We start from the raw sequence: 23,570 nt of genomic DNA, 5'->3' as shown, positions 1-23,570 counted from the left end.
GACCGACGATTCCAGAAACGCCGGGCGCCCGCAAGTCGGCGCGCGCCCGGCCAGCTGCAAAAAAAGGGACCGCTGCGCGAGCAGCGGTCCCGGCCAATCAAAGCAAAGCCTGGAAGTACATCTCCGGGAGTATGCCTCTTAGAACTCGTAGCGGACGCCCACCATGTAGCGCGGCGACTGGTCGACCAGGCGAACCATCTGGTTGTAGCTGCGCGCGCTCCAGCGTACGTCCTCGCCGGTCAGGTTGATCGCTTCCAGCGACACCGTCAGGTTCGGGTTGAAGCTGTACGCGACGGCGAAGTCGAACTGCTTGTACTCCTCCACGAAGTACGGGTTGCGGTTGTTGCCGTTCTGGTTGGCCGCCAGCAGGTACTCGTCGCGCCAGTTCCAGGCCAGGCGGGTGGACCAGCCGTACTTCTCGAACATCAGCACCGCGTTGGCCGTATCGCTCAGGCCGGTCAGCGCGAACACGTCCGAGCCCGGGTCGGCGGCGCGGTCGATGCCCACGTCGCCATCGACGATGGTGTAGTTGGCCAGGATGCCGAAGCCGCTGTCGCCGAAGAAGTACTGGCCACCGATTTCCCAGCCGTCCAGCTTGGCCGACTGCTGGTTGATCGGGCGGTTGACGTCGAACTGGTACAGCGGGTCGTCCGCCTCGCCGAAGATGTCGAACCGGGTCTCCATGTCGATGACCTGGGCGTTGCTGCCGTTGTAGGCCGCCAGGCCGCCGGTGGCCGACGCGTTGCGCAGCAGCGCCAGCGCGGTGAACAGCGTGGTGTAGTTGCCCACGCAGCCTTCCGCCGGGTCGTTGCCAGCCCCGGTAACCTGGGCCTGGCAGGCCGCGCTGTTGATGAACGCCAGCGCCGCCTGCGCATCCGGGCCCGAGGTCGGGTCGGTGATGCCGTACAGGTTCTCGCGGACGACCGTGTTGCCGATGAAGTTGTCGACCTTCTTGTTCCAGTACGTGATGCCGATGAAGCTGGACGGGGCGAAGTACCATTCCAGGCCGATGTCGAAGTTGACCGACTCCAGCGGCATCAGCGACGGGTTCTGGGCGTCGCCGGTGGCGCGGAACTGCTCGCCGAACAGCACCGAGCCGCTCGGGGCGCCCGGGTTCGGACCGGCGTACAGGTTGCCGTACGGCGGACGGGCGATGGTCTTGCTGGCGGAGAAGCGGCCCTTCAGGTCATCCATGAAATCGATGCTGAAGTCCAGGTTGGGCAGCAGGTAGTCGTACTCGTTCTTCTCGGAGAACGGCAGCTGCTCGTCGGAACGCACGACGGTGAAGTCGTTGTTCGACATCCAGCGGATGGAATTCGGCACCTGGATGACGGAGGTCGAGGTCAGCTCGGTCTCCTCGTAGCGCAGGCCGACGACGGTGTAGGTCGGCATGCTGCCCAGCTGGCCGTCCATCGACCACTGCACGTAGACCGCGTTGGTCTTCTCCTCGACCATGTTGTCGTTGTCGTAGGTGGTCCGCACCTTCGAGCTGACCGTGTCGCACTCCGGCCAGACGGCCGGGGCGCTGCCGTCGGCGCAGGCCTGTTCGGCCCACTGCGCCAGCTGGCTGGCCTGGCCCCACCATGCGCCACGCGGCGCGCCGGCGGTGCCGTAGTCCTTGAACAGGTCGACGATGCTCAGCTGGTCCAGCAGCGCGGTCATGCCCGGCACCTGGCCCACGTCGCTGACGCCCCAGTTGCCCAAGGTCATCAGGTGCGCGTGGCCGTCCACGTTCAGGCGGCGCATCGACACCTTGGAAGAGTCGACGCCGAACTGGAAGCGGCCGGCGTCGAAGTCCAGGATGCCGTCGATGCGGCCCTGCTTGACCTGGCTTTCCTGCCGGGTCGACCAGATGCGCAGGATCTGCGAACCCAGCTGCTCCGGCGCGAAATCGGGGTTGACGACGCCGTTGGTGTTGGCGATCGCATCGCCCACGGTCGGGAACAGCGTGCGCGTCATGATCGGCAGGCCGCTGTTGAACCAGTACTCCTGGGTCCAGTTGTTGACCGCCGGATTAGGCGCCAGGCCGGCGAAGCTGAAGGCCGTGGAGCTGCCGCCGGTGATCGGGTCGTTGGGCAGGCTTTCGACCTTGGTGTCGTGCGCGTCGAAGTTCAGCGAGAAGCGGTCGTTGACCTGCCACTTCGCGTTCAGGCCCAGCGAGCCGAGCTTGTACTTCTGCTCGTCGCGCTGCTGCTCGAAGCCGAAGTCCTTGCTGCCGCCGGCGATGTCGCGGATGTAGACCGGGGTGGCGACGTCGGCGTTGTCGTCGAACGTCACGTGGCTGAGGCTGTTCTGCAGCCACATGGTCTGCTCGCCGCGGTTCTGGGCGATCTCGTTGGTCGAGTAGGTGTAGTCGAGGGTGAAGGTGAACGCGTCGGACGGCGCGAACTGCAGCACCGCCTGGCCGTTGATGCGCTCGCGCTCGAAGTCCTGGAAGGCGTAGCGCAGGTCGTTCGGCATGCTGTAGAGCTGGCCGATCTCGGGCGCGTTCTCGACCACCGCGCCCGGGCGCAGGCGCGAATCCGTACCCGTCCAGCGGGCGACGTTCCAGGTGTTCTCGGTGGCCTGGATCGAGCCGCCGTGGCGCTTCTGGTAGCTGGCGTTGACGCCCACGCCCCAGGTCTTGTCCGCGTTGGCGTAGCTGAAGATGCCCGAGATTTCCGGGGTGGCGTCGCTGCCGAACACCTGCGACTGGTCGGAGACGACCTTGGCGCCGGCGCTGGCGACGATCTCGCCGCCGGCGTGGTTGAACGGACGGTCGGTCAGGATGTCGATGGTGGCGCCGATGCCGCCGCTGGGCACGTCGGCGCGGCCGGTCTTGAAGACCGTGACGCCGCTGATCGCCTCGGAGGCCAGCTGGGCGAAGTTGAAGGCGCGGGTACCGGAGCCGACGCCGCCGATCTCGAGGCCGCCGCTGCCGAAGCCGTCGGCGCCCGGCACCTGGCGGCCGTTGAGGGTGACCATGTTGTACTGCGGGCCGAAGCCGCGCGCGGTGACCGTGGCGCCCTCGCCGTCGCGGCGCTCGATCGAGATGCCGGTGATGCGCTGCAGGGATTCGGCCAGGTTGGTGTCGGGGAACTTGCCGATGTCCTCGGCGCTGATCGCGTCGACGATGCCGGGTGTGTCGCGCTTGAGGTTCATCGACTGGTCGAGGCTGCTGCGCATGCCGGTGACCACGACGGTGTCCAGCGTGGTCGCGTCGTCCTGCGCCGGAGTCTGGGCGAACGCCGGATTGATGATGATGACGCCGCCGACGATGGTGAACATCGCCCGCGACTTGAAACGCTTCAACTTGGAATTCATGGACGTGTCCTCAGCTGCGCTGTTGTTGGTTGGCCCGGGGCACCCGGTACCCCATCCCCGGCACGGCTTTCGCCGGCGCGGCCCTTGACAGCGCGAGACACTGCGACCTGCTGCTCATCTGCCTACCCTCCCCTCTTGTTGCTTCGATTTATGGATGTCGCCCTCTTCGGGCGTACTCGGATCGCGGTCGACGACCCGTACAGCCGTACACGAACCAGGCCCGTCCCGCCTGCCGGTGATGCGGTTTCCCCCGGCACAAATCGGATCGGCATACCTTCTGGCAACGCTGCGGTCGACGAGTTCGCCGGCACGCACCGCGGCGGCCGCCCTCCTGGCGGACCACCCAAACTGATAGCGCTAACATTCTTTGGTGGCGCAAGACATAACACGCGTGTATCGACGCTGTCACAGTGCACCGCAGCAGAAATCCCGTTGCCCCGGCAACGGCCACGCGGAGCCGGAATAAGTTTCCTGCCAGGCATATGGAAACGGAATTCCACACGGACGCGTTTACTCGCACCGGGAAGCACAGTCGGGACGTTCTGGTCGTATTACCGACGCCGTTGGCGTCAACAGCTCCATTTGTCAGCGCTGTCCGTCCGTCGTACGCGGCGCGGATTGATACCGGTTACCTTCGGAGCGAGTCCCGGTAGGCGGCCAGGAACTGCGCCAGCTGCGCGCGCGTGCGCTCGTCCACCAGCCGGCCATCGGCGTCGAATGCCTGGCCCGCACGGGACACGAGCAGACGGCCCCCGGCCCAGAACCGGCTGCCCAGCGTGCGCAGCACCGGCAGCCACGCGTCCTGGGCCAGGATCGTGCCGAAACCGCCGGCCGACGCGCCCACCAGCGCGACCGGCCGGCCACCGAAGACGGCCGGGATCTCCGCGGGCGGTCGCGACAGCCAGTCGATCGCGTTCTTGAACACGCCGGGGATGCCGTTGTTGTATTCGGGCGTCGCCAGCAGCAGCGCATCGCTGGCCAGCACGCGCGCCTTCAGCGCCTGCACCGCCGGCGGCAGCCCCTCGCGCGCCTCGAGATCGCCGTCGTACAGCGGGAACCCGTGCAGCGTCGCCAGCTCCAGCTCCACGCCGGGAACGGCCAGCTCCTGCGCGGCGCGCAGCAGGGCGGTGTTGAATGAGCCAGCCCGCAGGCTGCCGGAAATGCCGAGGATCCTGGCCATCGCATGCCTCCGCCGGTTCGCCGCGCGCGTCCGGATGGGCCGCAGCATAGCCGACGCGGCAACGTCCTCATTGGCGCGGGCTCGCCGCGGCGGAGGCCAGGCAGCAGCGGAACCTGCGCCCGCAGCGTTCAGCGCGCGCGCAGCGCGGACGGCAGGCGAACGAAGAAATGCGCCCAGATCGCCGCCAGCACCGCCGCGCGCGTGGCGACGCCGCGGCGCGGGGCCTCGAACTTGCTGAAGTAGCGCCACAGGCCGCGATGCTTGTGCCATTCGACGAACAGCGGCCGCGAGCGGCTGGACACGCCACGCACGTGCAGGACCGGCACGTCGTTGGCCACCGCGACGCGGGCACCCGCCTGCCGCGCGCGCCGGCACAGGTCCAGGTCCTCGGCGTGCAGGCGGTAGCCTTCGTCGAACCCGGCGATGCGCGTGAACAACGCCCGCGGAACCATCATCAACGCACCCGACACCGCGTCGACCTCCTGCAGGGGTTGCGCCGGGTCCATCGCCACGTCCAGGCGCGCGGCGGCCGCCGGGGATCGCAGCATCGCCGCGAAATCCGGATCGCGCCGGCGCGCGGCGCCATCGCGCTGGCCGTCCTCGCCGTGCAGGTCCGCGCCGACCACCGCTTCGCCCCCCAGTGCCTGGACGTGCCGGCGCAGCCGCTCCAGCGAGTCGGGCCGGACCTGGAGGTCGGGGTTGACGAACGCCAGCCAGGGCGCATCGCTGTCGGCCGCGCCCTGGTTGCAGGCGACCGAGAACCCCGGGTTGTCGGGATTGGCGACGAAGCGCAGGCGCGGATCGGCCAAGGCATGCCGCTGGAGGATCTCGAGCGTGCCGTCGTCGGAACCGTTGTCGACCACCCGGATCTGGGCCACGTCGCGCGCCGCGCGCAGGCGCAGCAGGCAAGCGTCGAGCGTCGACGCGCTCTGGTAGCTGACCACGACGGCGGCTATCGCCTCGCCTTCGCTTCCGCTCATGGACCCGCCTCCCCCGCCGGCGCGCCGAACAGGTCGTGCTGGGGGCTGTCGCGCAGCTGCCCGTGCAGGGCCAGCAGCTTCGCGCGCGCTTCCGCCAGCGGATCGTGCATCAGGAATGCGGCCAGGCGCGAATGCCAGGCCGGCCAGCGGGCGGCCAATGCGTCGAGGTCGCCGTCGGCCGGCCCGCCTTCGCCCAGGCGGGCCACGAATGCGGTTTCGCACAGCGCGTTGCGCCACCCCAGCCCGGACAGGCGCAGCGAGAGGTCGGTCAGCGCGGCATACCAGGAGCCGAAGCTGGCGGTGTCGAGGCCACCTGCCCGCAGCCGGGCGCTGCCGCGCAACGCCACCGCGTGGCCGACGGCGGCCGGCAATTCGGGGTGCCGGGGCGGCATCGCCGCACAGGCCTGTGCGGTCAGCGCCGGCTCGGGCGGCGCAGGCGAGATCTCGCCGAGCCGCGGCCAGGCCGCGGTCTCCCCGGCATTGCACCACGGCGTCGCGGTGGCGATCGCGGCGTCGCGCGCGAGGCAGGCGGCCAGCTGCGGGAGCCAGCCCGGCAGGGGCTGCGCATCGGGCGACAGCACGACCACGTCGGCATCGCCGCAGGCGTGCAGCATCTCCTGCAGGTGCGCCGACTCGGCGACCGGTTGGCCGCGGCGCGTGTACTCGGCCTGCAGGCGGGTCCGCTGCAGCCAGCGCTCGACGATGGCGATGCCGCGTGGACCGGCCTGGGCCCCGTCGCCCAGCCACACCCGCGTGCCGGCCGGGGTCGCTGACTCCAGCGCGGCCAGGCAGGCATCGAGTGCATCCTCGTCGGCGCCGAGCGGCAGCAGCACGATGGGCAAGTCGCTCACGGTTCGACGCGGACTCGTTTCGGTAACGGCGGTGACTTTAGCAGGGGCGCGACCCGGAACGCGCGGCAGCGGCGGCGGAAGGCGCGGACGCCTCTACCCGCGAACCCAGGGCAGCACCCGCGGGCGCCTGCATGCGATCGCGCGCATCGCATGCGCGCCTGTCCGCGTCAATGCCGCCCGGCTGCCTGCCGGCGGGCGCGATTCGTCGATCGAGCCCCGCTGCGTCGGCGCCGGCACGCGCGCGCCTGGCGGGCGTCGGTGCAGGCCGTCAGCCGACCCACACCCGCGCGTTGCGGAACATGCGCATCCACGGCGAATCCTCGCCCCAGCCGGCCGGATGCCAGCTCAGGTTGACGCTGCGCGCCACCCGCTCCGGGTGCGGCATCAGGATCGTCGCGCGCCCGTCCTCGCTGGACAGGCCGGTGATGCCGTCGGGCGAGCCGTTGGGATTGAGCGGGTACTGCGCGGCCGCGCGGCCGTCGCCGTCGACGTAGCGCAGCGCCACCCGCGCCGCGGCCTGGTCGACCGGGCTGTCGAACTCGGCGCGGCCTTCGCCATGGGCCACCGCCACCGGGATCCGCGAGCCGGCCATGCCGCGCAGCAGGATCGAGGGCGACTCGACCACTTCGAGCAGGCTGGTGCGGGCCTCGAACTGCTCGCTGGCGTTGCGCAGGAACTTCGGCCAATGGGTGGCGCCGGGGATGATGTCCTTGAGCTGGCTCATCATCTGGCAGCCGTTGCACACACCCAGCGAGAAGGTGTCGGCCCGCGCGAAGAACGCGGCGAACGCCTCGCGCAGCGTCGCCCGCTCCAGGATCGAGGTGGCCCAGCCGCGGCCGGCGCCGAGCACGTCGCCGTAGCTGAAGCCGCCGCAGGCCGCCAGGCCGGCGAACCCCTCCAGCGACGCGCGGCCGGCGACCAGGTCGCTCATGTGCACGTCGAACGCGCTGAAACCGGCGCGCTCGAACGCGCGGGCCATCTCGATGTGGCTGTTGACGCCCTGCTCGCGCAGGATCGCCACGCGCGGCCGCGCCCCGGTGTTGACGAACGGGGCAGCGACGTCATCGGCTGGATCGAAGGTCAGGCCCGGCTTGAGCCCCGGCGCGGCGAAGTCGCGCGCGACCGCCCGCTCCTGGTCGGCGCTGTCGGGGTTGTCGCGCAGCTTCTGCATGGCGTGGGTGACCGACCACCAGGCGTCGAACAGCTCCTCCCAGCGCCACTCGGCCAGCAGCCCGCCCTCGCGCCGCACGCGCACCCGGGGCACCGCGGTGGGGCGGGCGATGCGCTGGGTGTACTCGGTCAGCGCGTGGCGCTCGACCAGGTCGGCGAAGGCCGCGCGATCCTCGTCGGCCACCTGCACCACCGCGCCCAGCTCCTCGTTGAACAGGGTGCGGAACGGGTCGTCGCCCCAGGCATCCAGGGTGATGTCCAGGCCGCGGCGCGATGCGAACGCCATCTCGCACAGCGTGGCGAACGCACCACCGTCGCCGCGGTCGTGGTAGGCGAGCAGCAGGCCGGCCTCGCGCGCGTCGCGGATGAGCTCGAAGAAGCTGCGCAGGCGGGACGGATGGTCCAGGTCCGGCACGTCGCCGCCGAACGCCGGCACGGCCTCGTCGCCGGCGTGCACCTGGGCCAGCACCGAACCGCCGAGGCGTTGCTTGCCACCACCCAGGCCGATCAGCCACAGCTCGCTGTCGTCGCCATCGGCCAGCAGCGGGGTCAGCTGCCCACGCACGTCCACCACCGGGGCGAACGCCGACACGATCAGCGAGACCGGCGACACCGACTTGTGCGCCTGGCCATCGGCGTGCCATTGCGCCTGCATCGACAGCGAGTCCTTGCCGACCGGGATCGAGATGTCCAGGTCCGGGCACAGCTCCATGCCGACCGCGCGCACCGCGTCGTACAGCAGCGCGTCTTCGCCCGGATGCCCGCAGGCCGCCATCCAGTTGGCCGACAGCTTGACCGTGTCGAGCGCCTCCACCGGCGCGGCGCACAGGTTGGTGATCGCCTCGCCCACCGCCATGCGCGCGGCGGCCGCCGAATCGAGCAGCGCCAGCGGGGTACGCTCGCCGATGCTCATGGCCTCGCCGGCGACGCCGTCGAAATCGGCCAGCGTGATCGCGCAGTCCGCCAGTGGCAGCTGCCAGGGACCGATCATCTGGTCGCGCGCGGTCAGGCCGCCGACGCTGCGGTCGCCGATGGTGACCAGGAAGTTCTTCGACGCCACGGTCGGATGCGCGAGCACGCGAAGCCCGGCCCGGTGCAGGTCCAGCGATGTGGTGGACAGCGCCGGCCAGGGTGCGGCGCCCGGGTGCGTCGTGTCGCGGTGCATCTTCGGCGGCTTGCCGAACAGCACGTCCATCGGCAGGTCGATGGGGTGAGCGGAGGCGCTTGCGGACCACTGGTCCGCGCCTTCGCGAACGCCCGCAGGCTGCGCCTGCGGGCCGGGCACCGGTGCTTCCGCTTGCGCGGCACTGCCGCGCGGCGCATCCGAACGCCCGGCGCGCTGCGCCGGGCCGGAGGGCTCCGCCGCGATACCGTAGACGCTCTCGACAGTCGCGCCATACCCCACCACCAGCCGCTCCTCGGCGGTGGCCACGCCGACGGCTGCGAATGGGCAACGCTCGCGCGCGCAGATCGCGGCGAACTCCTCGAGCCGGTCGGCCGGCACGCCGAGCACGTAGCGCTCCTGGGATTCGTTGCACCACAGCTCCAGCGGCGACAGCGACGGATCGTCGGTCGGCACCTTGGCCAGGTCGATCACACCGCCCACGCCGGAATCGTGCAGCAGTTCGGGAATGGCGTTGGACAGGCCACCGGCGCCGACGTCGTGGAAGAAGTGGATCGGGTTGCGATCGCCCATCGCCACGCAGCGGTCGATGACCTCCTGGCAGCGGCGCTCCATCTCCGGGTTGTCGCGCTGGACGCTGGCGAAATCCAGGTCCTCGGCACTCTCGCCGGAGGCCACCGAACTGGCCGCGCCGCCGCCGAGGCCGATCAGCATCGCCGGCCCGCCCAGCACGATCACCGCGTCGCCCGGCTGCAGGCGGATCTTGTCGACCTGGATGCGGTCGATCGCGCCCAGGCCGCCGGCCAGCATGATCGGCTTGTCGTAGGCGCGGCTGAGGGGGCTTCCATCGGCCGTGTGGCCTTGCGCCAGCTCGAAGCTGCGGAAGTAGCCCAGCAGGTTCGGCCGGCCGAATTCGTTGTTGAACGCGGCGCCGCCCAGCGGGCCGTCGAGCATGATCTCCAGCGCCGGCGCCATGCGCGGGTTGAGCGCGCGTGGCGCCTCCCACGGCTGCGGCAGGGTGGGGATGCGCAGGTGCGACACCGTGAAACCGGTCAGGCCGGCCTTGGGCTTGCCGCCGCGGCCGGTCGCGCCCTCGTCGCGGATCTCGCCGCCGGCACCGGTGGAGGCACCCGGGAACGGCGCGATCGCGGTCGGGTGGTTGTGGGTCTCGACCTTGATCTGGAACGCCGAGGGAACCGCGGCTTCGGTGCGGTACTGGCCGGTCGCCGGATCCGGGCGGTAGCGCGCGGCGAGGTGTCCCTCGATCACCGCGGCGTTGTCGCTGTACGCGCTCAAGGTATGTTGAGGCGTCTTCTGGTGGGTGTTCTTGATCATCCGGAACAGGGAGCGCTCCTGCTCCTGCCCGTCGATGGTCCAGCTGGCGTTGAAGATCTTGTGCCGGCAGTGCTCGGAATTGGCCTGCGCGAACATCATCAGCTCGACGTCCGACGGGTCGCGCCCCAGCTCCGAATAGCGCGCGCGCAGGTAGTCGATCTCGTCGTCGGCCAGGGCCAGGCCCAGGCGGCGGTTGGCGCTTTCCAGGTCGGCCAGCGCGATGCGCTCCAGCGGCTTGCGCGCCGGGCTGGCGAACAGCGCCTGCGCCGCGTCGCGCGACTCCAGCAGCGACTGGGTCATCGGGTCGTGCAGCAGCTTACCCACCGCCGCCTGCGTCGCCGCGTCGGCCGGCCAGCCGGCGACGTCCAGCCGCAGGCCGCGCTCGACCCGCGACACCGCCAGTCCGGCACCCTGCAGCAGCTCGGTGGCCTTGCTCGACCAGGGCGAACGCGTGCCCAGGCGGGGCACCACGAAGTACGAGCGCGCGCCCCCGGCCAGCGGGGACTGGCCGTCGCCGGCCTGGAGGATGCGGTGCAGCGCGGCCGGATCGGGCGCGGCGTCGCCGGGCTGGACGAAGTAGACGTGCCAGGCGCCTTCGATGCGAAGGCCGGGGACCAGGGACTGCAGGCGGGATTGGAGCCGCTGCCGGCGGAACGGCGAAAGGGCGGGCGCGCCCTCGAGGACGATCATGTCCGGTGAAGTCGCAGGGGGAAAGGCTGGCCATTGTACCGGAGCCGGCCGCACCGGGACCGGACGGACGGGAAGGAGCGCCAGGCGGGGCCGGAGCTGCCCCCATCCCGGCACCGCGGGCACGCGTGATCCCCTTGGTGATCAGGCGCCCCGCTGTTGCAGGAACCGGGCTGGCCCGCGACGCGAGGGCGTTGGCACAGCCAACGTCCTCGTTCTACCGGGGCCCGTGTCGCCGGCTAGCTGCGCTCCTGCAGGCCATCGAGGCAGCGATCCACGGCGCGCGTGCCGCCCGGCCGGATTGCAGACCCTCAGCGCGACCCTCCGGCCGCCTCCGCGCCGCCACCTTCCAGGGCCTGCAGCAACTGCTGCGGGGGCAGGTAACCGCCCAGTTGGGTGCCGTCGGCGGCGAACACCGCCGGCGTGCCGTTGACCCCGACGCGCTGGCCGATGTCGAACTGCATCGCCACCGGGCTGGTGCATCGCTGCTGCTTGACCGGCTGCCCGGCCTTGGCCTCGGACAGCGCGCGCTTGCGGTCGCTGGCGCACCAGACCGATTCCATGTCGACGAAGTCCTTGCTGGCCGGGCCCATGCGCGGGAAGGCCACGTACTCCACCGCGATCCCGAGCCGGTTGTAGTCGGCGATCTGCTGGTGCATGCGCCGGCAATAGCCGCATTCGACATCGGTGAAGACGGTGACGGTGTGCTTGGTGTTGGGCGGCGCGAAAATGATCCGGTCCTGCGCGGGGATGCTGGCGATCAGCTCGCGCCGGTGGGCCATCAGCCCGGGGCTGGCGGCCGGCTTGCGCGCCTGCAGGTCGAACGGCTGCGACTGCATCAGGTAGCGGCCATCGTCGGAGACGTACAGGACCTGGCCGCCGAGGAGCACTTCGCGGAAGCCGGGGAACGGCGCGGCGCCGACGTACTCGGGGGCCAGGTCGGGCGCGATCGCGCGCAGGGCGTCGCGGGCGCGCGACTCGGGCGTGCCGGTGCCCGCCGCCATGGCCGTGGCCGGCTTGCCAGCCGGCTTGGCGGCGGGCGCCGTGGCCGTGGACGGGGCCTGCTGGGCACAGGCGCTGAGGCTGATGGCGCCCAACAGCGCGGCGACGAGGATTCGGGACATGGAATGGGCCGTCCTGGGGGTAGATGCGGAATGTTCGCACAGTGACGACATCGCCCCGTGGCCGAGGGTGCATGCGCCGCCCCGGCGTTCATCCCCGGTCCGGGGTGGGAGAGCGGACCAGCCGCGCGGCAGTGCCGCGCACTCACGCAATCGACAAGGCGCGCCTGCCATCCATGGCGTGACGGCGTCGACCCCGGATCGCCCGGCCCGGCCATCCATGGCCGGGCGTTCGGCAGGCCGCGCGGCAGTGCCGCGCACTCACGCAATCGACAAGGCGCGCCTGCCATCCATGGCGTGACGGCGTCGACCCCGGATCGCCCGGCCCGGCCATCCATGGCCGGGCGTTCGGCAGGCCGCGCGGCAGTGCCGCGCACTCTCGCGCTCGACAAGGCGCGCCTGCCATCCATGGCGTGACGGCGTCGACCCCGGATCGCCCGGCCCGGCCATCCATGGCCGGGCGTTCGGCAGGCCGCGCGGCAGTGCCGCGCAAGCGGCCTGCCTCACCCCCGCGGGTGGTGGCGGGCGTGGAGGCGCTGCAGGTGCTCGCGCGCCACCAGGGTGTAGATCTGGGTGGTCGACAGGCTGGCATGGCCGAGCAGCAGCTGCAGCGCGCGCAGGTCGGCGCCGCGGTTGAGCAGGTGGGTGGCGAAGCTGTGCCGCACGCCATGCGGGGTGACCTTGCGCGGGTCGATCCCGGCCACGGCCGCGTAGCGCTTCAACCACTGCCAGAAGGCCTGGCGCGTGGGCGCCTGGCGCTGCGCGGCCAGGAACAGCGGCACCTGGCCCTGCGCATCGGCCGGCACCGGCCTGCCGCCGGCCAGCTGCGGGCGGGCCTGGGCAAGGTAGCGTTCAAGCCAGTGCTGGGATTCCTCGCCCAGCGGCACCAGCCGCTCCTTGCCGCCCTTGCCGAGCACCCGGACCACGCCCTGGCGCAGGTTGACCGCGTTCGCCGGCAGGCCGACCAGTTCGCTGACCCGCAGTCCGGCCGCGTACATCAATTCGAGCATGGCGCGATCGCGCAGGCCTTCCGGCGCGTCCACCTGCGGCGCCGCCAGCAGCGCGTCGACCTGGGATTCGGTCAGCGCCTTGGGCAGGGGCCGCGGCAGGCGCGGCGGATCGAGCAATGCGGCCGGATCGTCGCTGCGCCGGCCCGCCCGCACCAGGTAGGCGTAGAACGCGCGCAGGCTGGCCCGCAGCCGCGCGTTGCTGCGGGGCTGGTAGCCGGCGGCGTGGCGCCAGGCCATGTAGCGGAACAGGGTCTCGCGGTCGGCACCCTCGATGCCGCCGCCGGCGCCGTCGCGCCAGCGGGCCAGCTGCTCCAGGTCGCGGCGGTAGGCATCCTGGGTCTGGCGGGCCAGGCCGTGCTCGGCCCAGGCCGCATCGATGAAGCGCCCGATCGCGCGCGCGTCGGCATCGCGCAACGCCGGCAGGCGGCCCGCCAGGCGGCGGCGATCGGCGGCGGTGGCGGTGGCGGTGGCGGTGGCGGTGGCGGTGGCGGTGGCGGTGGCGGGAGTGTCGCGCGGCATGGCGCAAGGATAGCCGCCCGGCCCCGGTATCCTGTGCACCCTATGGACCCCGCACACCCCTCCCCGACCGCAGCGCCGGCACCGGCACCGGCACCGACCACCCGGCCGCGCGCGCTCGTCGGCTGGCGGATGCTGGCGCTGTTCTACGATTTCTGGCCGGTGGCGGCGCTGTGGATGCTGCTCGGGCTGCTGTTCAACCTCGGCTATACGTACCTGGGCCATCACGCACAGCGCGAGAACATCCCGCCCGGCAGCCTGCCCAGCGTCCTGCTGTTCCTGTCCTGCTTGCTGGTCACCGGCCTCTACGCGACGCTGAGCTGGCGCCGCGGCGGCCAGACCCTGGGCATGCGCCCGTGGCGGCTCAAGCTGGTCGCCGCCTCCGGCAACCCGGGCTGGACGGCGCTGTGGCTGCGCTACGCGGTGGGCCTGCTGTCGCTGCTCGCCTGCGGACTCGGCTTCTGGTGGGCGTGGATCGACCGCGATGGGCGGGCCTGGCACGACCGCGCCAGCGGCACGCGGCTGGTGCGGGTTCCGAAACCGTAGGAGCCGATCCTCATCGGCGACCGGACCCCATCGGCACAGGCGACCCACCATCGGAGCCCGACGCACGGGTCGCCGATAAAGATCGGCTCCTACACAGTCGGGTTGATCCCGGCCAGGGCCGGGATCAACCCGACTTGCGCCGGAACAGCCACCAGGAAACGACCAGCATCAGCACCGGCGGCAGCGTATAGGCGAAGCGGTAGTCGATGCGGGTCGCCCCGGCGAGGCGCCCGAACAGCATCTGCAGCAGCATGAAGGCCAGTGCGAACACGATGCCCAGGAACAGGCGCTTGCCCATGCCGCCGCTGCGCAGGCTGCCGAACGCGAACGGCACGGCCGCCAGGCACAGCGCCAGCACGTTGATCGGGTAGAACCAGCGGCTCCAGTAGATGTCCTGGTACTCGCGCGCGTCCAGGTTGTTGCGGGTGCGGTAGTCGATGCTCGCGCGCAGTTCGGCCGCCGACAGGTTGCGGGCCCGGGTCACGCCCGCGGCCAGCGCGTTCGGGTCCAGTTCCGAGGACCAGCGCTCCTCGGCCACGCGCTGCTCGGTGGCCGCGCCGGGGGTGAAGCCGAAGCGGATGCGGCGCACGTCGCGCAGGCGCCAGCCGCTGGCGTCGTGCTCGGCCACCGCGGCACGGGTCAGCGAGTCCAGGCTGCCATCGTCGGCAAGCTTGTACAGGCGCACGTCGCGCAGCTCCAGCGTCCGCTGCCCGTCGACGAGCCGCTCCTGGCCATCGATGGCGTTGAGGAAGGTGTCGCCCTCGCGCGCCCACAGTCCCTGGTAGCGGGCGATGGCGACGTTGTTGGTCTTGGCGGCGAGCTTGATCTGGTCGGACTGGCGCTGGCCCCAGGGCGCCAGGGTCTCGCCGTTGACGACCATCAGGGTGGTCAGGATGACCAGCGCGGCGGCCACCGAGGCGCTCAACCGCCGCCGCGACAGGCCCAGCGCGCGCAAGGCGGTCAACTCGGAGGTCGCCGCCAGCTGGCCCAGGCCCATCAGCGAGCCGATCACCGCCGCGTAGGGGAATATCGTGTACGCGCGCCGCGGCACCGTATACGCCACCACCGCCAGCGCGGTCGGGAAATCGAAACTGCCCTTGCCCAGGTCGCCGACCTGGCCGGACAAGGCCATCACCACGTCGAAACCCAGCAGCACCATCCAGGTCAGCAGGACCGTGACCAGGACCACCCGGCCGACGTAGAGGTCGTGCAGGCGCGGTTTGAGGAAGTTCATGCCGCCAGCCTCCTCGCCCGGGGCAGGCGTCCGTCGCGCAGGTACAGCCAGACCGCCAGCGCCAGCAGCGGCAGGGTCAGCCACCACAGGCCGAGGATCGGCGGCAGTTCGCCTTCGGCCAGCATGCGCGTGCCGATGAAGACCAGGTTGACGCTGACCAGGTAGGCGAGGAAGCCGAGCATCAGCCGGCCGTAGCGCTGCTGGCGCGGCGAGCTGCGCGCCAGCGGCAGGGTCAGCAGGGCGAAGGCGAGCGCCAGCAGCGGCGGCGCCAGGCGCGCATGCAGCTCGGCCACCGTCTCCCGGTCGCCCTTGCCCAGCAGCTCGCTGGTCGCCTGCAGCCGCGGGTCGTCGCTGTCGCGCACCTCGGCGCGCTCGGGCAACGCCACTTCGTTGATCGCGTAGCGCATGAGGCGGAAGTCGAGTGCGCCGTCCAGCGGCCCCTCCAGCCGATGTCCGTCGCGCAGCTGCAGGTAGCGCCCGCGCTCGCCTTCGAACTGGAGCTCGCCCTCGCTGGCGGTCATGACGTCGATCCGCCCCTCGCGCTCGCGCTGCAGGAAGACGCTCCTCAGGCCGGCGCCGTCCTCGGTCATGCCGTCGATGTAGACGATGCCGCCGCCATTGGGCAGCGAGGTGAAGCGCCCCGGCTCCAGACCGGCCACGATCAGGCTGCGATTGGCCTGCTCGACCAGCCGCGCGGCGGTGCGCTGGGCCCAGGGACCCAGCCACAGCGAGCACAGCGCCACCGCCAGCACCACCGGCAGGGAGGCCATCAGCAGCGGTCGCAGCAGGCGCCGCGGACCGACCCCGATGGCGTTGATCACCGCCATCTCCGAGTCCCGGTACAGGCGCACCAGCGACAGCATCAGCCCCAGCATCAGCGCCAGTGGCAGCACCAGCGGCAGGTACACCAGCAGCTGCAGCCCCAGCTGGGACAGCAGCAGGCGGGCCGGCAGGCCGCCGTCGGCGATCTCGCCGAGGACGTCGACCAGCACGCCGCCCAGGCTCACCGTCAGCAGGACGATCAGGGTCGCCAGGAAGCTCTGGATGAAATCGCCCAGCAGGTATCGGTCGAGCTTCGGCATCAGGCTGGGCAGTCCTATAAAATCCCGGGTTCGCTTGCGGGCGTCGCCGGCCGGGCTGTGAAGCAGTCGCCCGGCGGTCGTTCCGCGATTTCGATCCACATTGTAGTTACCTGCCGCCGGAATCTGATCAATGGCCCTGCAATTCACCCTGAACCGCGACGCCGCCCCCGCGGCCGCCTTCGATTGCGTCGTGGTCGGCGCCTTTGCCGACAAGACGCTCACGCCCGCGGGCCAGGCGATCGACGAGGCCAGCGGCGGGCGCCTGCGCGCCCTGCTCGAGCGCGGCGACCTCAGCGGGCGCACCGGCCGCAGCCTGGTCCTGCACGACCTGCCGGGCGTGGTCGCGCCGCGCGTGCTGGTGGTCGGGCTGGGCGAGGCGGCCAAGTTCGGCGTGCCGCAGTACCTCAAGGCGGTCGCCGACGCGGTCCGCGCGCTCAAGACCGGACCGGTCGGCAAGGCGCTGTTCACCGTCAGCGAGCTGGCCGTGGCCGGCCGCGATGCCGCCTGGGCGATCCGGCAGGCGGCCATCGCCGCCGACCACGCCGCCTACCGCTACACCGCCACCCTGGGAAAGAAGAAGGACGAGCCCGGCCTGCGCGAACTCGCCATCCAGGGTGACGACGCCACCGCCCTGGCCCAGGGCGAGGCGATCGCCGCCGGCGTGGCCTTCACCCGCGAGCTGGGCAACCTGCCGCCGAACATCTGCACGCCGGCCTACCTGGCGGCGCAGGCGCGGGAGTTCGCCGCCGCCCACGACGGCGCCGAGGCGGAGATCCTGGACGAGCAGCAGATGGAGGCCCTGGGCATGGGCTCGCTGCTGGCCGTGGCCCGTGGCTCGGTGAACCGCCCGCACCTGGTGGTGCTGAAGTGGTCGGGCGGCGGCGATGCCAAGCCGTATGTCCTGGTCGGCAAGGGCATCACCTTCGACACCGGCGGCGTCAACCTCAAGACGCAGGGCGGCATCGAGGAGATGAAGTACGACATGCTCGGCGCCGGAAGCGTGCTGGGCACCTTCGTCGCCGCGGTGAAGATGAAGCTGCCGCTGAACCTGGTGGTGATCGCCCCGGCGGTGGAGAACGCGATCGACGGCAACAGCTACCGCCCGTCCGACGTGATCACCTCCATGTCCGGCAAGACCATCGAGGTCGGCAACACCGACGCCGAGGGCCGCCTGATCCTGTGCGACGCGCTGACCTACGCCCAGCGCTTCGAGCCGGCCGCGCTGGTCGACGTGGCCACCCTGACCGGCGCGTGCATGGTCGCGCTGGGCAAGTTCGCCTCCGGCCTGATGAGCAAGCACGACGATCTGGCCGGCGAGCTGCTGGCGGCCGGCGAGACCGTGTTCGACCGCGCCTGGCGCCTGCCGCTGTGGGACGAGTACCAGACCCTGCTGGAGTCCACCTTCGCCGACGTCTACAACATCGGCGGCCGCTGGGGCGGCGCGATCACCGCCGGCTGCTTCCTGGCGCGCTTTGCCGAAGGCCAGCGCTGGGCGCACCTGGACATCGCCGGCTCGGCCAGCGACGAAGGCAAGCGCGGCATGGCCACCGGCCGCCCGGTCGGCCTGCTGAGCCAGTGGCTGCTCGATCGCGTGGCGGAAGGACGCGCCGCGTAAGCGGCCCGCCATGCCCCGCGCCGACTTCTACCTGATCGCCAAGCCCCGTTTCGCGGAGCAGCCGCTGTTGCTGGTCTGCGAACTGGCCCGGCGCGCCTGCGACAGCAACCAGTTCACCGTGGTCCTGGCGCGCGACGCGGCCCAGGCCGAGGAACTGGACGACCTGCTGTGGGCGTTCGATCCGGACGCCTATGTCCCGCACCAGATCGCCGGCGACGAGGAAGACGAGCTGGCACCGGTGCTGATCGTGCCGCCGGGCACCGAGGCACCGTCCCGCCCGCTGGCCATCAACCTGCGCGACGACGCCTGGACCGCGCCGTGCGAGCGCGTGCTGGAAGTGGTGCCGGCCGACCCGGCCGCGCGCGGCCCGCTGCGCGAGCGCTGGAAGCAGTACCAGGCACTGGGCTACGACCTCAACAAGCACGATATGTAGGCAGGGGTCAGAGTGGGTTTTCGTCCCGACGATCGTCCCGCCTGCCAATGCCGCTGCACGAAAACCCACTCTGACCCCATCCCCGCCCCCATGACCACCCTGCCCTCCGGCTACGAACCCAAGTCCTTCGAATCGCGCCTGTATGCCGAGTGGGAGGCCAGCGGCTGCTTCCAGCCCAGCGGCCAGGGCGAGCCGTATTCGATCCTGCTGCCCCCGCCCAACGTCACCGGCACCCTGCACATGGGCCACGCCTTCCAGCACACGCTGATGGACGCGCTGGTCCGCTACCACCGCATGCGCGGCTTCGACGTGCTGTGGCAGATGGGCACCGACCATGCCGGCATCGCCACCGAGATGGTGGTCAGCCGCAACCTGGCGCTGGAAGGCAAGGGCGAAACCCGCGATTCGCTGGGCCGCGACGGCTTCGTCGCCAAGGTGTGGGAGTGGAAGGGCCAGTCCGGCGACATCATCGAGCGGCAGATGCGCCGCCTCGGCGCGTCGGGCGACTGGTCCCGCAGCACCTTCACCATGGACCCGCAGCCGTCGGCGGCGGTGGTCGAGGCGTTCGTGCGCTGGCACGAGCAGGGCCTGATCTATCGTGGTCAAAGGCTGGTCAACTGGGACCCGGTGCTGAAGACCGCGATCTCCGACCTGGAAGTGGAGAACGTGGAGGAGGACGGCTTCCTCTGGTCGATCCGCTACCCGCTGGCCGACGGCGTGGCCTACGAGCACGTGGAAGTCGATGCCGACGGCAACGAGACCCTGCGCGAGGTCCGCGACTACCTGGTGGTCGCCACGACCCGCCCGGAGACCATGCTTGGCGATACCGCGGCGATGGTGCATCCGGGGGATCCGCGCTACACCGCGCTAATCGGCAAGGAGGTCCAGCTGCCGCTGGCCGGCCGCCGCATCCCGGTGATCGCCGACGACTACGTCGACCGCGCGTTCGGCACCGGCGTGGTCAAGGTGACCCCGGCGCACGACTTCAACGACTACCAGGTCGGCCAGCGCCACGGCCTGCCGATGATCAACCTGTTCACCCCGGTGGCCGCGCTCAACGACAACGCTCCGGAGAAGTACCGCGGCCTGGACCGCTACGACGCCCGCAAGGCGGTGCTCGCCGACCTAGAAGAGCTGGGCCTGCTGGTCGAGACCAAACCGCACAAGCTGCAGGTGCCGCGCGGCGACCGCACCGGCCAGGTGATCGAGCCGTACCTGACCGACCAGTGGTTCGTGAAGATGGACGCGCTGGCGCAGCGCGGCCTGGAGCTGGTCGAGCGCGGGGACGTCCAGTTCGTCCCGCCGAACTGGATCAACACCTACCGCCACTGGATGGAGAACATCCAGGACTGGTGCATCAGCCGCCAGCTGTGGTGGGGCCATCGGATTCCGGCGTGGTTCGACCAGGATGGTCACTGCTACGTGGCGCGGAACGAAGAAGAGGCCTACGCGCAGGCCGTTGCACGTAGAGCGGGACTTGCCCCGCTTGGCGACAAGGACACGGGCAGCGGGGCGAGCCCCGCTCTACGACGGGACGAGGACGTCCTTGAAACCTGGTTCTCCTCGCAGCTGTGGCCGTTCTCGACCCTGGGCTGGCCCGACGCGCAGGCGATGGCGCAGCGCGGCTTCGACCGCTACCTGCCGTCGTCGGTGCTGGTCACCGGCTTCGACATCATCTTCTTCTGGGTGGCGCGCATGATCATGGCCACCGACAGCTTCACCGGCAAGGTGCCATTCCGCGACGTCTACATCACCGGCCTGATCCGCGACGCGCAAGGGCAGAAGATGTCCAAGTCCAAGGGCAATGTCCTTGACCCGCTGGACATCATCGACGGCATCGCCCTGGAAGACCTGGTGGCCAAGCGCACCAGCGGGCTGATGCAGCCCAAGCTGGCCGAGAAGATCGAGCGCGCCACCCGCAAGGAGTTCCCGGACGGCATCATCGCCCACGGCGCCGACGCGCTGCGCTTCACCATCGCCGCGCTGGCCGGGCATGGCCGCGACATCAAGTTCGACCTCGGCCGCGCCGAGGGCTACAAGAACTTCTGCAACAAGCTGTGGAATGCCAGCCGCTTCGTGCTGATGAACACCGAGGGCGCCGGCTTCTCCGGCGTGCCGCAGCCGCAGACCGATGCGGAGAGGTGGATCCTCGCCCGCCTGGCCGCGGTGACGGCGCAGGCCCAGGCGCAGTTCGCCGCCTACCGCTTCGACCTGCTGGCGCAGGCCCTGTACGAGTTCGCCTGGAACGAGTTCTGCGACTGGTTCGTGGAGCTGGCCAAGCCGGCGCTCAATGGCGAAGATCCCGGCGCCGCCGCCAGCACCCGCCACACCCTGCTGTACGTGCTCGAATCCCTGCTGCGCCTGCTGCACCCGCTGGTGCCCTTCGTGACCGAGGAACTGTGGCGCCAGGTCGCCCCGCGCGTAGGCGTCGCCGGCGATTCGATCTCGCTGCGGCCGTACCCGGTGCCCACCGACTTCGTCGGCCAGGACTACGCCTCCGCCGAGGCGGACATCGAGTGGTTCAAGTCGATGGTTTCGGCGCTGCGCCGCGTGCGCAGCGAGCTGGGCGTCTCGCCCGGCAGGCAGGTCCGCCTGCTGCTGCAGGGCGGCGGCGGCAACGACCGTACGCGGGTCGGGCGCTTCGATTCGCAGCTGCGCTTCCTGCTGCGGCTGGAATCGGTGGCGTGGCTCGATGCGGGCGCGTCCGCGCCGGCCGCCGCCGCGGCCATCGTCGGCGAGCTCAAGCTGCTGGTGCCGCTGGAAGGCCTGGTCGACCTCGACGCCGAACGCGCGCGCCTGGACAAGGAGATCGCGCGCGTGGCGGCCGAGAAGGACAAGAGCGAGGCCAAGCTGGCGAAGTTCACCGACAAGGTGCCGGCCGCGGTGGTCGAGCAGGAGCGCCAGCGCCTGGTCGACTGGAGTTCGCAGCTGGACGGCCTGCGGGAGCAACGCGCGCGGCTGTGAATGCGCGCGCCGCCGCCGGTGTCCGCACCGCGTCGGCGGCGTCCGCCCTCGTAGAGCGGGGCTTGCCCCGCTGCTCTGGATCCGTCGGCGCAGGAGCAGCGGGGCAAGTCCCGCTCCACGCGGGCGCCAGGAGGCGAAGCACGGGCAAGCCACCGCTCACAACGGCGGCATCTTCTCCACGTCGCCGGCGACCAGTTCCATCGCCATCACGATCGCGTCCTCGCGGCCCTGCACCGCAGGGTAGTAGCGCGGGCGCCGGCCGATCTCGTTGAAGCCCTCGCTGTGGTACAGGGCGATGGCCTGCGGGTTGGACGGCCGGACTTCCAGGAAGATCCGCTGCGCACCCCGGTCGCGCGCGGTGCGCAGCAACGCACGCAGGAGGTGCCGGCCGAGTCCGCGCGACTGCCGTTCCGGCGCGGTGCACAGGTTGAGCAGGTGCGCCTCGTCGGCGGCGATGCTCATCACGCCATAGCCGGCCGGCCGGTCGTCCTCCAAGGCCAGCAGCGCCGGATAGCCGGCCGCCAGGCAGTCGCGGAAGATGCCGCGGGTCCAGGGAAACGGATAGGCGCGCTTCTCGATCGCCATCACCGCATCGAGGTCGCCCTCGCGCAGCGCGCGCAGCCGCCAGGCGGGGGCCAGTTCGCGGTACGCAGCCACGCTCACGGCCGCCTCCGCAAGGCGCGCAGCTGCGGCCAGAACGCGCGCTTGGCCGCACCGTCGCCGCGCAACCGGTCCACCGGCCACTGCGCCATCGTCTCCTGCGCCGCCGGATCGGACGGGTCCAGCGCGGAGGCGCGCAGCAAGGCCAGCTGCAGGCGGTCGGGCAGCCGCTGCGGGCGGCGCATCGCACCGCGCGCGGCGGCCGCATCCGGCCTGGCGGTATCGACCGTCGCTGGCGGTGGCGGGCGGCGCACCGGCGTCGACGGCGGCGAGGCGGTCGAAGGCCGCTCCGGCACGGGCGCCGGTCGCGTCGCCGCCACGATGCCTGGCCGCTGGTCCACGGGCGCCGCTGCCGCATCGATCTCCGGCGCGGCGTCGACCGCGTCCCCGCCCACGCGCAGCACGGCGTGGCCCAGCGCCTGCAGCCAGCGTCGCTGCTGCGGACTCCAGGGCGAGGCGCCGGGGTTCATGCCTTCGCCGCCGGCCGCCTCGCGCGCAGCCACAGCGCCATCAACGGCCCGGAGAGCGCGTACAGCACGCCCACCGCGAAGAGCACCCGCGGCAGGTCGATCACCAGCACCGCGATCGCCACCGGCACCACCAGCAGCACCGCGAACGGCACACGGTCCGCGCGCGGACCGCCCTCGCCACTGCCCTTGAAGCTCCAGTAGCGGATCTGGCTGACCATCAACAGCGCCGCCGCCAGGGTCACGCCGAGGGCGACATAGCGGAGTTCCTCGCCGCTCCAGCCCAGCTCGCCGTCGGCGAAGGCCCAGACGAAGGACATCATCAGGCCCGCCGCCGCCGGGCTGGCCAGCCCGACGAACCAGCGCTTGTCGACCACCCCGACCTGGGTGTTGAAGCGGGCCAGGCGCAATGCCGCGCACGCCGCGTACAGGAAGGCGACCGCCCAACCGACCCGGCCCAGGGTGCCACCGTCGAACTTCAGCGCCGACAGCGACCAGTGGTACATGACCAGCGCCGGCGCCAGGCCGAAGCTGACCAGGTCGGCCAGCGAGTCGTACTGGACGCCAAAGGCGCTGCTGGTGCCGGTCAGCCGGGCGACCCGGCCATCGATGCCGTCCATGATCCCGGCCACGAACACGGCGATGGCCGCCGCGGTGAACTGGCTGTTGGCCGCGGCGATGATCGCGTAGAAGCCCGCGAACAGGCCGCAGGTGGTGAACAGGTTGGGCAGCAGGTAGATGCCGCGCGAGCGCGCGGGCGGGTGTTGGGGGTCCATGGCGCCAGTGTACGGGGCGCCCGGCCGACAGAGAAACGTGACCTGGCGACTTGCCAGCCCCGCGGCCGGGTGCTGGAATCGGGCCTCCACCCACCGCCGCCCCGCTGGAGACCCGCCGATGCGCTTCCCGACCCGGTCCTGCCTGCTGCTCCTGGCCGCCGGCCTCTGCGCCAGCGCCACCGTCGCGGCGACCAACGTCTACCAGTGGAAGGACGCCAAGGGCGTCACCCATTCCTCCGACAAGCCGCCGCCGGGCCAGAAGTACGACACCCGCCGGATCGATGCGAGCGCCCAGGCGGCGGAAGCGGCGTCCACGGCCGCACCCGCGCCCACCGAAGACCCGCAGTGCGCCACCGCCAGGCAGAACCTGGCGCTGCTGGGCAGCGGCGCCCCGGTGATGCGCGACACCGACAACGACGGCAAGCCGGACAAGGCGCTCAGCGACGACGAACGCGCCTCGCAGAAGAGCCTGGCCGAAGCGGCCGCCAAGGCCTACTGCCCGCCCGCCGGCTGAGCC

Annotated in this window: 17 protein-coding genes; 5 read left to right on the top strand and 12 right to left on the bottom strand. The window is 71.3% G+C overall.

Annotated features, from left to right (window positions below; genetic code table 11):
- Positions 1-138: 138 nt before the first annotated feature.
- The 7 genes from ABKA19_RS05200 to xerD all read right to left on the bottom strand — a co-directional run bounded on the left by ABKA19_RS05200 (position 139) and on the right by xerD (position 13,279).
- The gene (locus ABKA19_RS05200; RefSeq protein ID WP_353687958.1) at positions 139-3,303 is read right to left on the bottom strand and encodes a TonB-dependent receptor; all 3,165 of its coding nucleotides are present in this window, start codon (positions 3,301-3,303) and stop codon (positions 139-141) included.
- A gap of 628 nt (positions 3,304-3,931) precedes the next feature.
- Entirely contained in the window at positions 3,932-4,483 is a 552-nt protein-coding gene (locus ABKA19_RS05195) for an NADPH-dependent FMN reductase (RefSeq protein WP_353687957.1), read from the bottom strand.
- A gap of 128 nt (positions 4,484-4,611) precedes the next feature.
- Positions 4,612-5,463 (bottom strand): glycosyltransferase family 2 protein, encoded by an 852-nt coding sequence (locus ABKA19_RS05190; protein ID WP_162376231.1) that lies wholly within the window; start codon positions 5,461-5,463, stop codon positions 4,612-4,614.
- Complete coding sequence (locus tag ABKA19_RS05185) at positions 5,460-6,314, bottom strand: glycosyltransferase family 2 protein (RefSeq protein ID WP_353687956.1); 855 nt, start codon at positions 6,312-6,314, stop codon at positions 5,460-5,462. The genes ABKA19_RS05190 and ABKA19_RS05185 overlap by 4 nt, the downstream gene beginning before the upstream one ends.
- Before the next feature lie 268 nt (positions 6,315-6,582).
- Entirely contained in the window at positions 6,583-10,632 is a 4,050-nt protein-coding gene (gene purL, locus ABKA19_RS05180; RefSeq protein WP_353687955.1) for a phosphoribosylformylglycinamidine synthase, read from the bottom strand.
- A 308-nt stretch (positions 10,633-10,940) separates the two neighbouring features.
- Positions 10,941-11,753 carry a DsbC family protein gene (locus ABKA19_RS05175; RefSeq protein ID WP_353687954.1) on the bottom strand — a complete coding sequence of 271 codons (813 nt, stop codon included), beginning with the start codon at positions 11,751-11,753 and terminating at the stop codon, positions 10,941-10,943.
- 500 nt (positions 11,754-12,253) lie between these two features.
- The gene (gene xerD / locus ABKA19_RS05170; protein WP_353687953.1) at positions 12,254-13,279 is read right to left on the bottom strand and encodes a site-specific tyrosine recombinase XerD; all 1,026 of its coding nucleotides are present in this window, start codon (positions 13,277-13,279) and stop codon (positions 12,254-12,256) included.
- Positions 13,280-13,321: 42 nt separating this feature from the next.
- Between xerD and ABKA19_RS05165 the strand changes: the two genes are divergently transcribed.
- Positions 13,322-13,822: an RDD family protein gene (locus ABKA19_RS05165; protein WP_353687952.1), complete on the top strand. Its 501-nt coding sequence runs from the start codon at positions 13,322-13,324 to the stop codon at positions 13,820-13,822.
- Between the two features lie 124 nt (positions 13,823-13,946).
- On the opposite strand, the gene lptG is transcribed toward ABKA19_RS05165, so the two are convergent.
- Together lptG and lptF are read right to left on the bottom strand one after the other, a co-directional pair.
- The gene (gene lptG / locus ABKA19_RS05160) at positions 13,947-15,056 is read right to left on the bottom strand and encodes an LPS export ABC transporter permease LptG (protein WP_353687951.1); all 1,110 of its coding nucleotides are present in this window, start codon (positions 15,054-15,056) and stop codon (positions 13,947-13,949) included.
- Positions 15,053-16,138 carry an LPS export ABC transporter permease LptF gene (gene lptF / locus ABKA19_RS05155; protein WP_353687950.1) on the bottom strand — a complete coding sequence of 362 codons (1,086 nt, stop codon included), beginning with the start codon at positions 16,136-16,138 and terminating at the stop codon, positions 15,053-15,055. Before lptF ends, lptG begins: the two co-directional genes overlap by 4 nt.
- Before the next feature lie 130 nt (positions 16,139-16,268).
- Between lptF and ABKA19_RS05150 the strand changes: the two genes are divergently transcribed.
- The 3 genes from ABKA19_RS05150 to ABKA19_RS05140 all read left to right on the top strand — a co-directional run bounded on the left by ABKA19_RS05150 (position 16,269) and on the right by ABKA19_RS05140 (position 21,150).
- The gene (locus ABKA19_RS05150; RefSeq protein WP_353687949.1) at positions 16,269-17,753 is read left to right on the top strand and encodes a leucyl aminopeptidase; all 1,485 of its coding nucleotides are present in this window, start codon (positions 16,269-16,271) and stop codon (positions 17,751-17,753) included.
- A gap of 10 nt (positions 17,754-17,763) precedes the next feature.
- Entirely contained in the window at positions 17,764-18,186 is a 423-nt protein-coding gene (locus ABKA19_RS05145; protein WP_353687948.1) for a DNA polymerase III subunit chi, read from the top strand.
- Positions 18,187-18,276: 90 nt separating this feature from the next.
- The gene (locus tag ABKA19_RS05140; RefSeq protein ID WP_353687947.1) at positions 18,277-21,150 is read left to right on the top strand and encodes a valine--tRNA ligase; all 2,874 of its coding nucleotides are present in this window, start codon (positions 18,277-18,279) and stop codon (positions 21,148-21,150) included.
- A gap of 156 nt (positions 21,151-21,306) precedes the next feature.
- Here ABKA19_RS05140 and rimI read toward each other — a convergent pair whose 3' ends face one another.
- The 3 genes from rimI to pssA are packed head-to-tail and all read right to left on the bottom strand — an operon-like array spanning position 21,307 to position 23,053.
- Positions 21,307-21,813, bottom strand: a complete 507-nt coding sequence (gene rimI, locus ABKA19_RS05135; RefSeq protein ID WP_374318894.1) for a ribosomal protein S18-alanine N-acetyltransferase — start codon at positions 21,811-21,813, stop codon at positions 21,307-21,309.
- Positions 21,810-22,280 carry a hypothetical protein gene (locus ABKA19_RS05130; RefSeq protein WP_353687946.1) on the bottom strand — a complete coding sequence of 157 codons (471 nt, stop codon included), beginning with the start codon at positions 22,278-22,280 and terminating at the stop codon, positions 21,810-21,812. The genes rimI and ABKA19_RS05130 overlap by 4 nt, the downstream gene beginning before the upstream one ends.
- A complete protein-coding gene (gene pssA, locus ABKA19_RS05125; protein ID WP_353687945.1) occupies positions 22,277-23,053 on the bottom strand; it encodes a CDP-diacylglycerol--serine O-phosphatidyltransferase in 777 nt (258 codons plus the stop codon). Before pssA ends, ABKA19_RS05130 begins: the two co-directional genes overlap by 4 nt.
- A gap of 118 nt (positions 23,054-23,171) precedes the next feature.
- On the opposite strand from pssA, the gene ABKA19_RS05120 reads away from it, so the two are divergent.
- Positions 23,172-23,567, top strand: a complete 396-nt coding sequence (locus ABKA19_RS05120) for a DUF4124 domain-containing protein (RefSeq protein ID WP_353687944.1) — start codon at positions 23,172-23,174, stop codon at positions 23,565-23,567.
- The last annotated feature ends 3 nt before the right edge of the window (positions 23,568-23,570 follow it).

The organism is Pseudoxanthomonas sp. Soil82, from assembly GCF_040446535.1.
GTDB lineage: Bacteria > Pseudomonadota > Gammaproteobacteria > Xanthomonadales > Xanthomonadaceae > Pseudoxanthomonas > Pseudoxanthomonas kaohsiungensis.
Note: the sequence above shows the minus strand (reverse complement) of the source record. Positions and strands in the feature narration are given on the sequence as shown.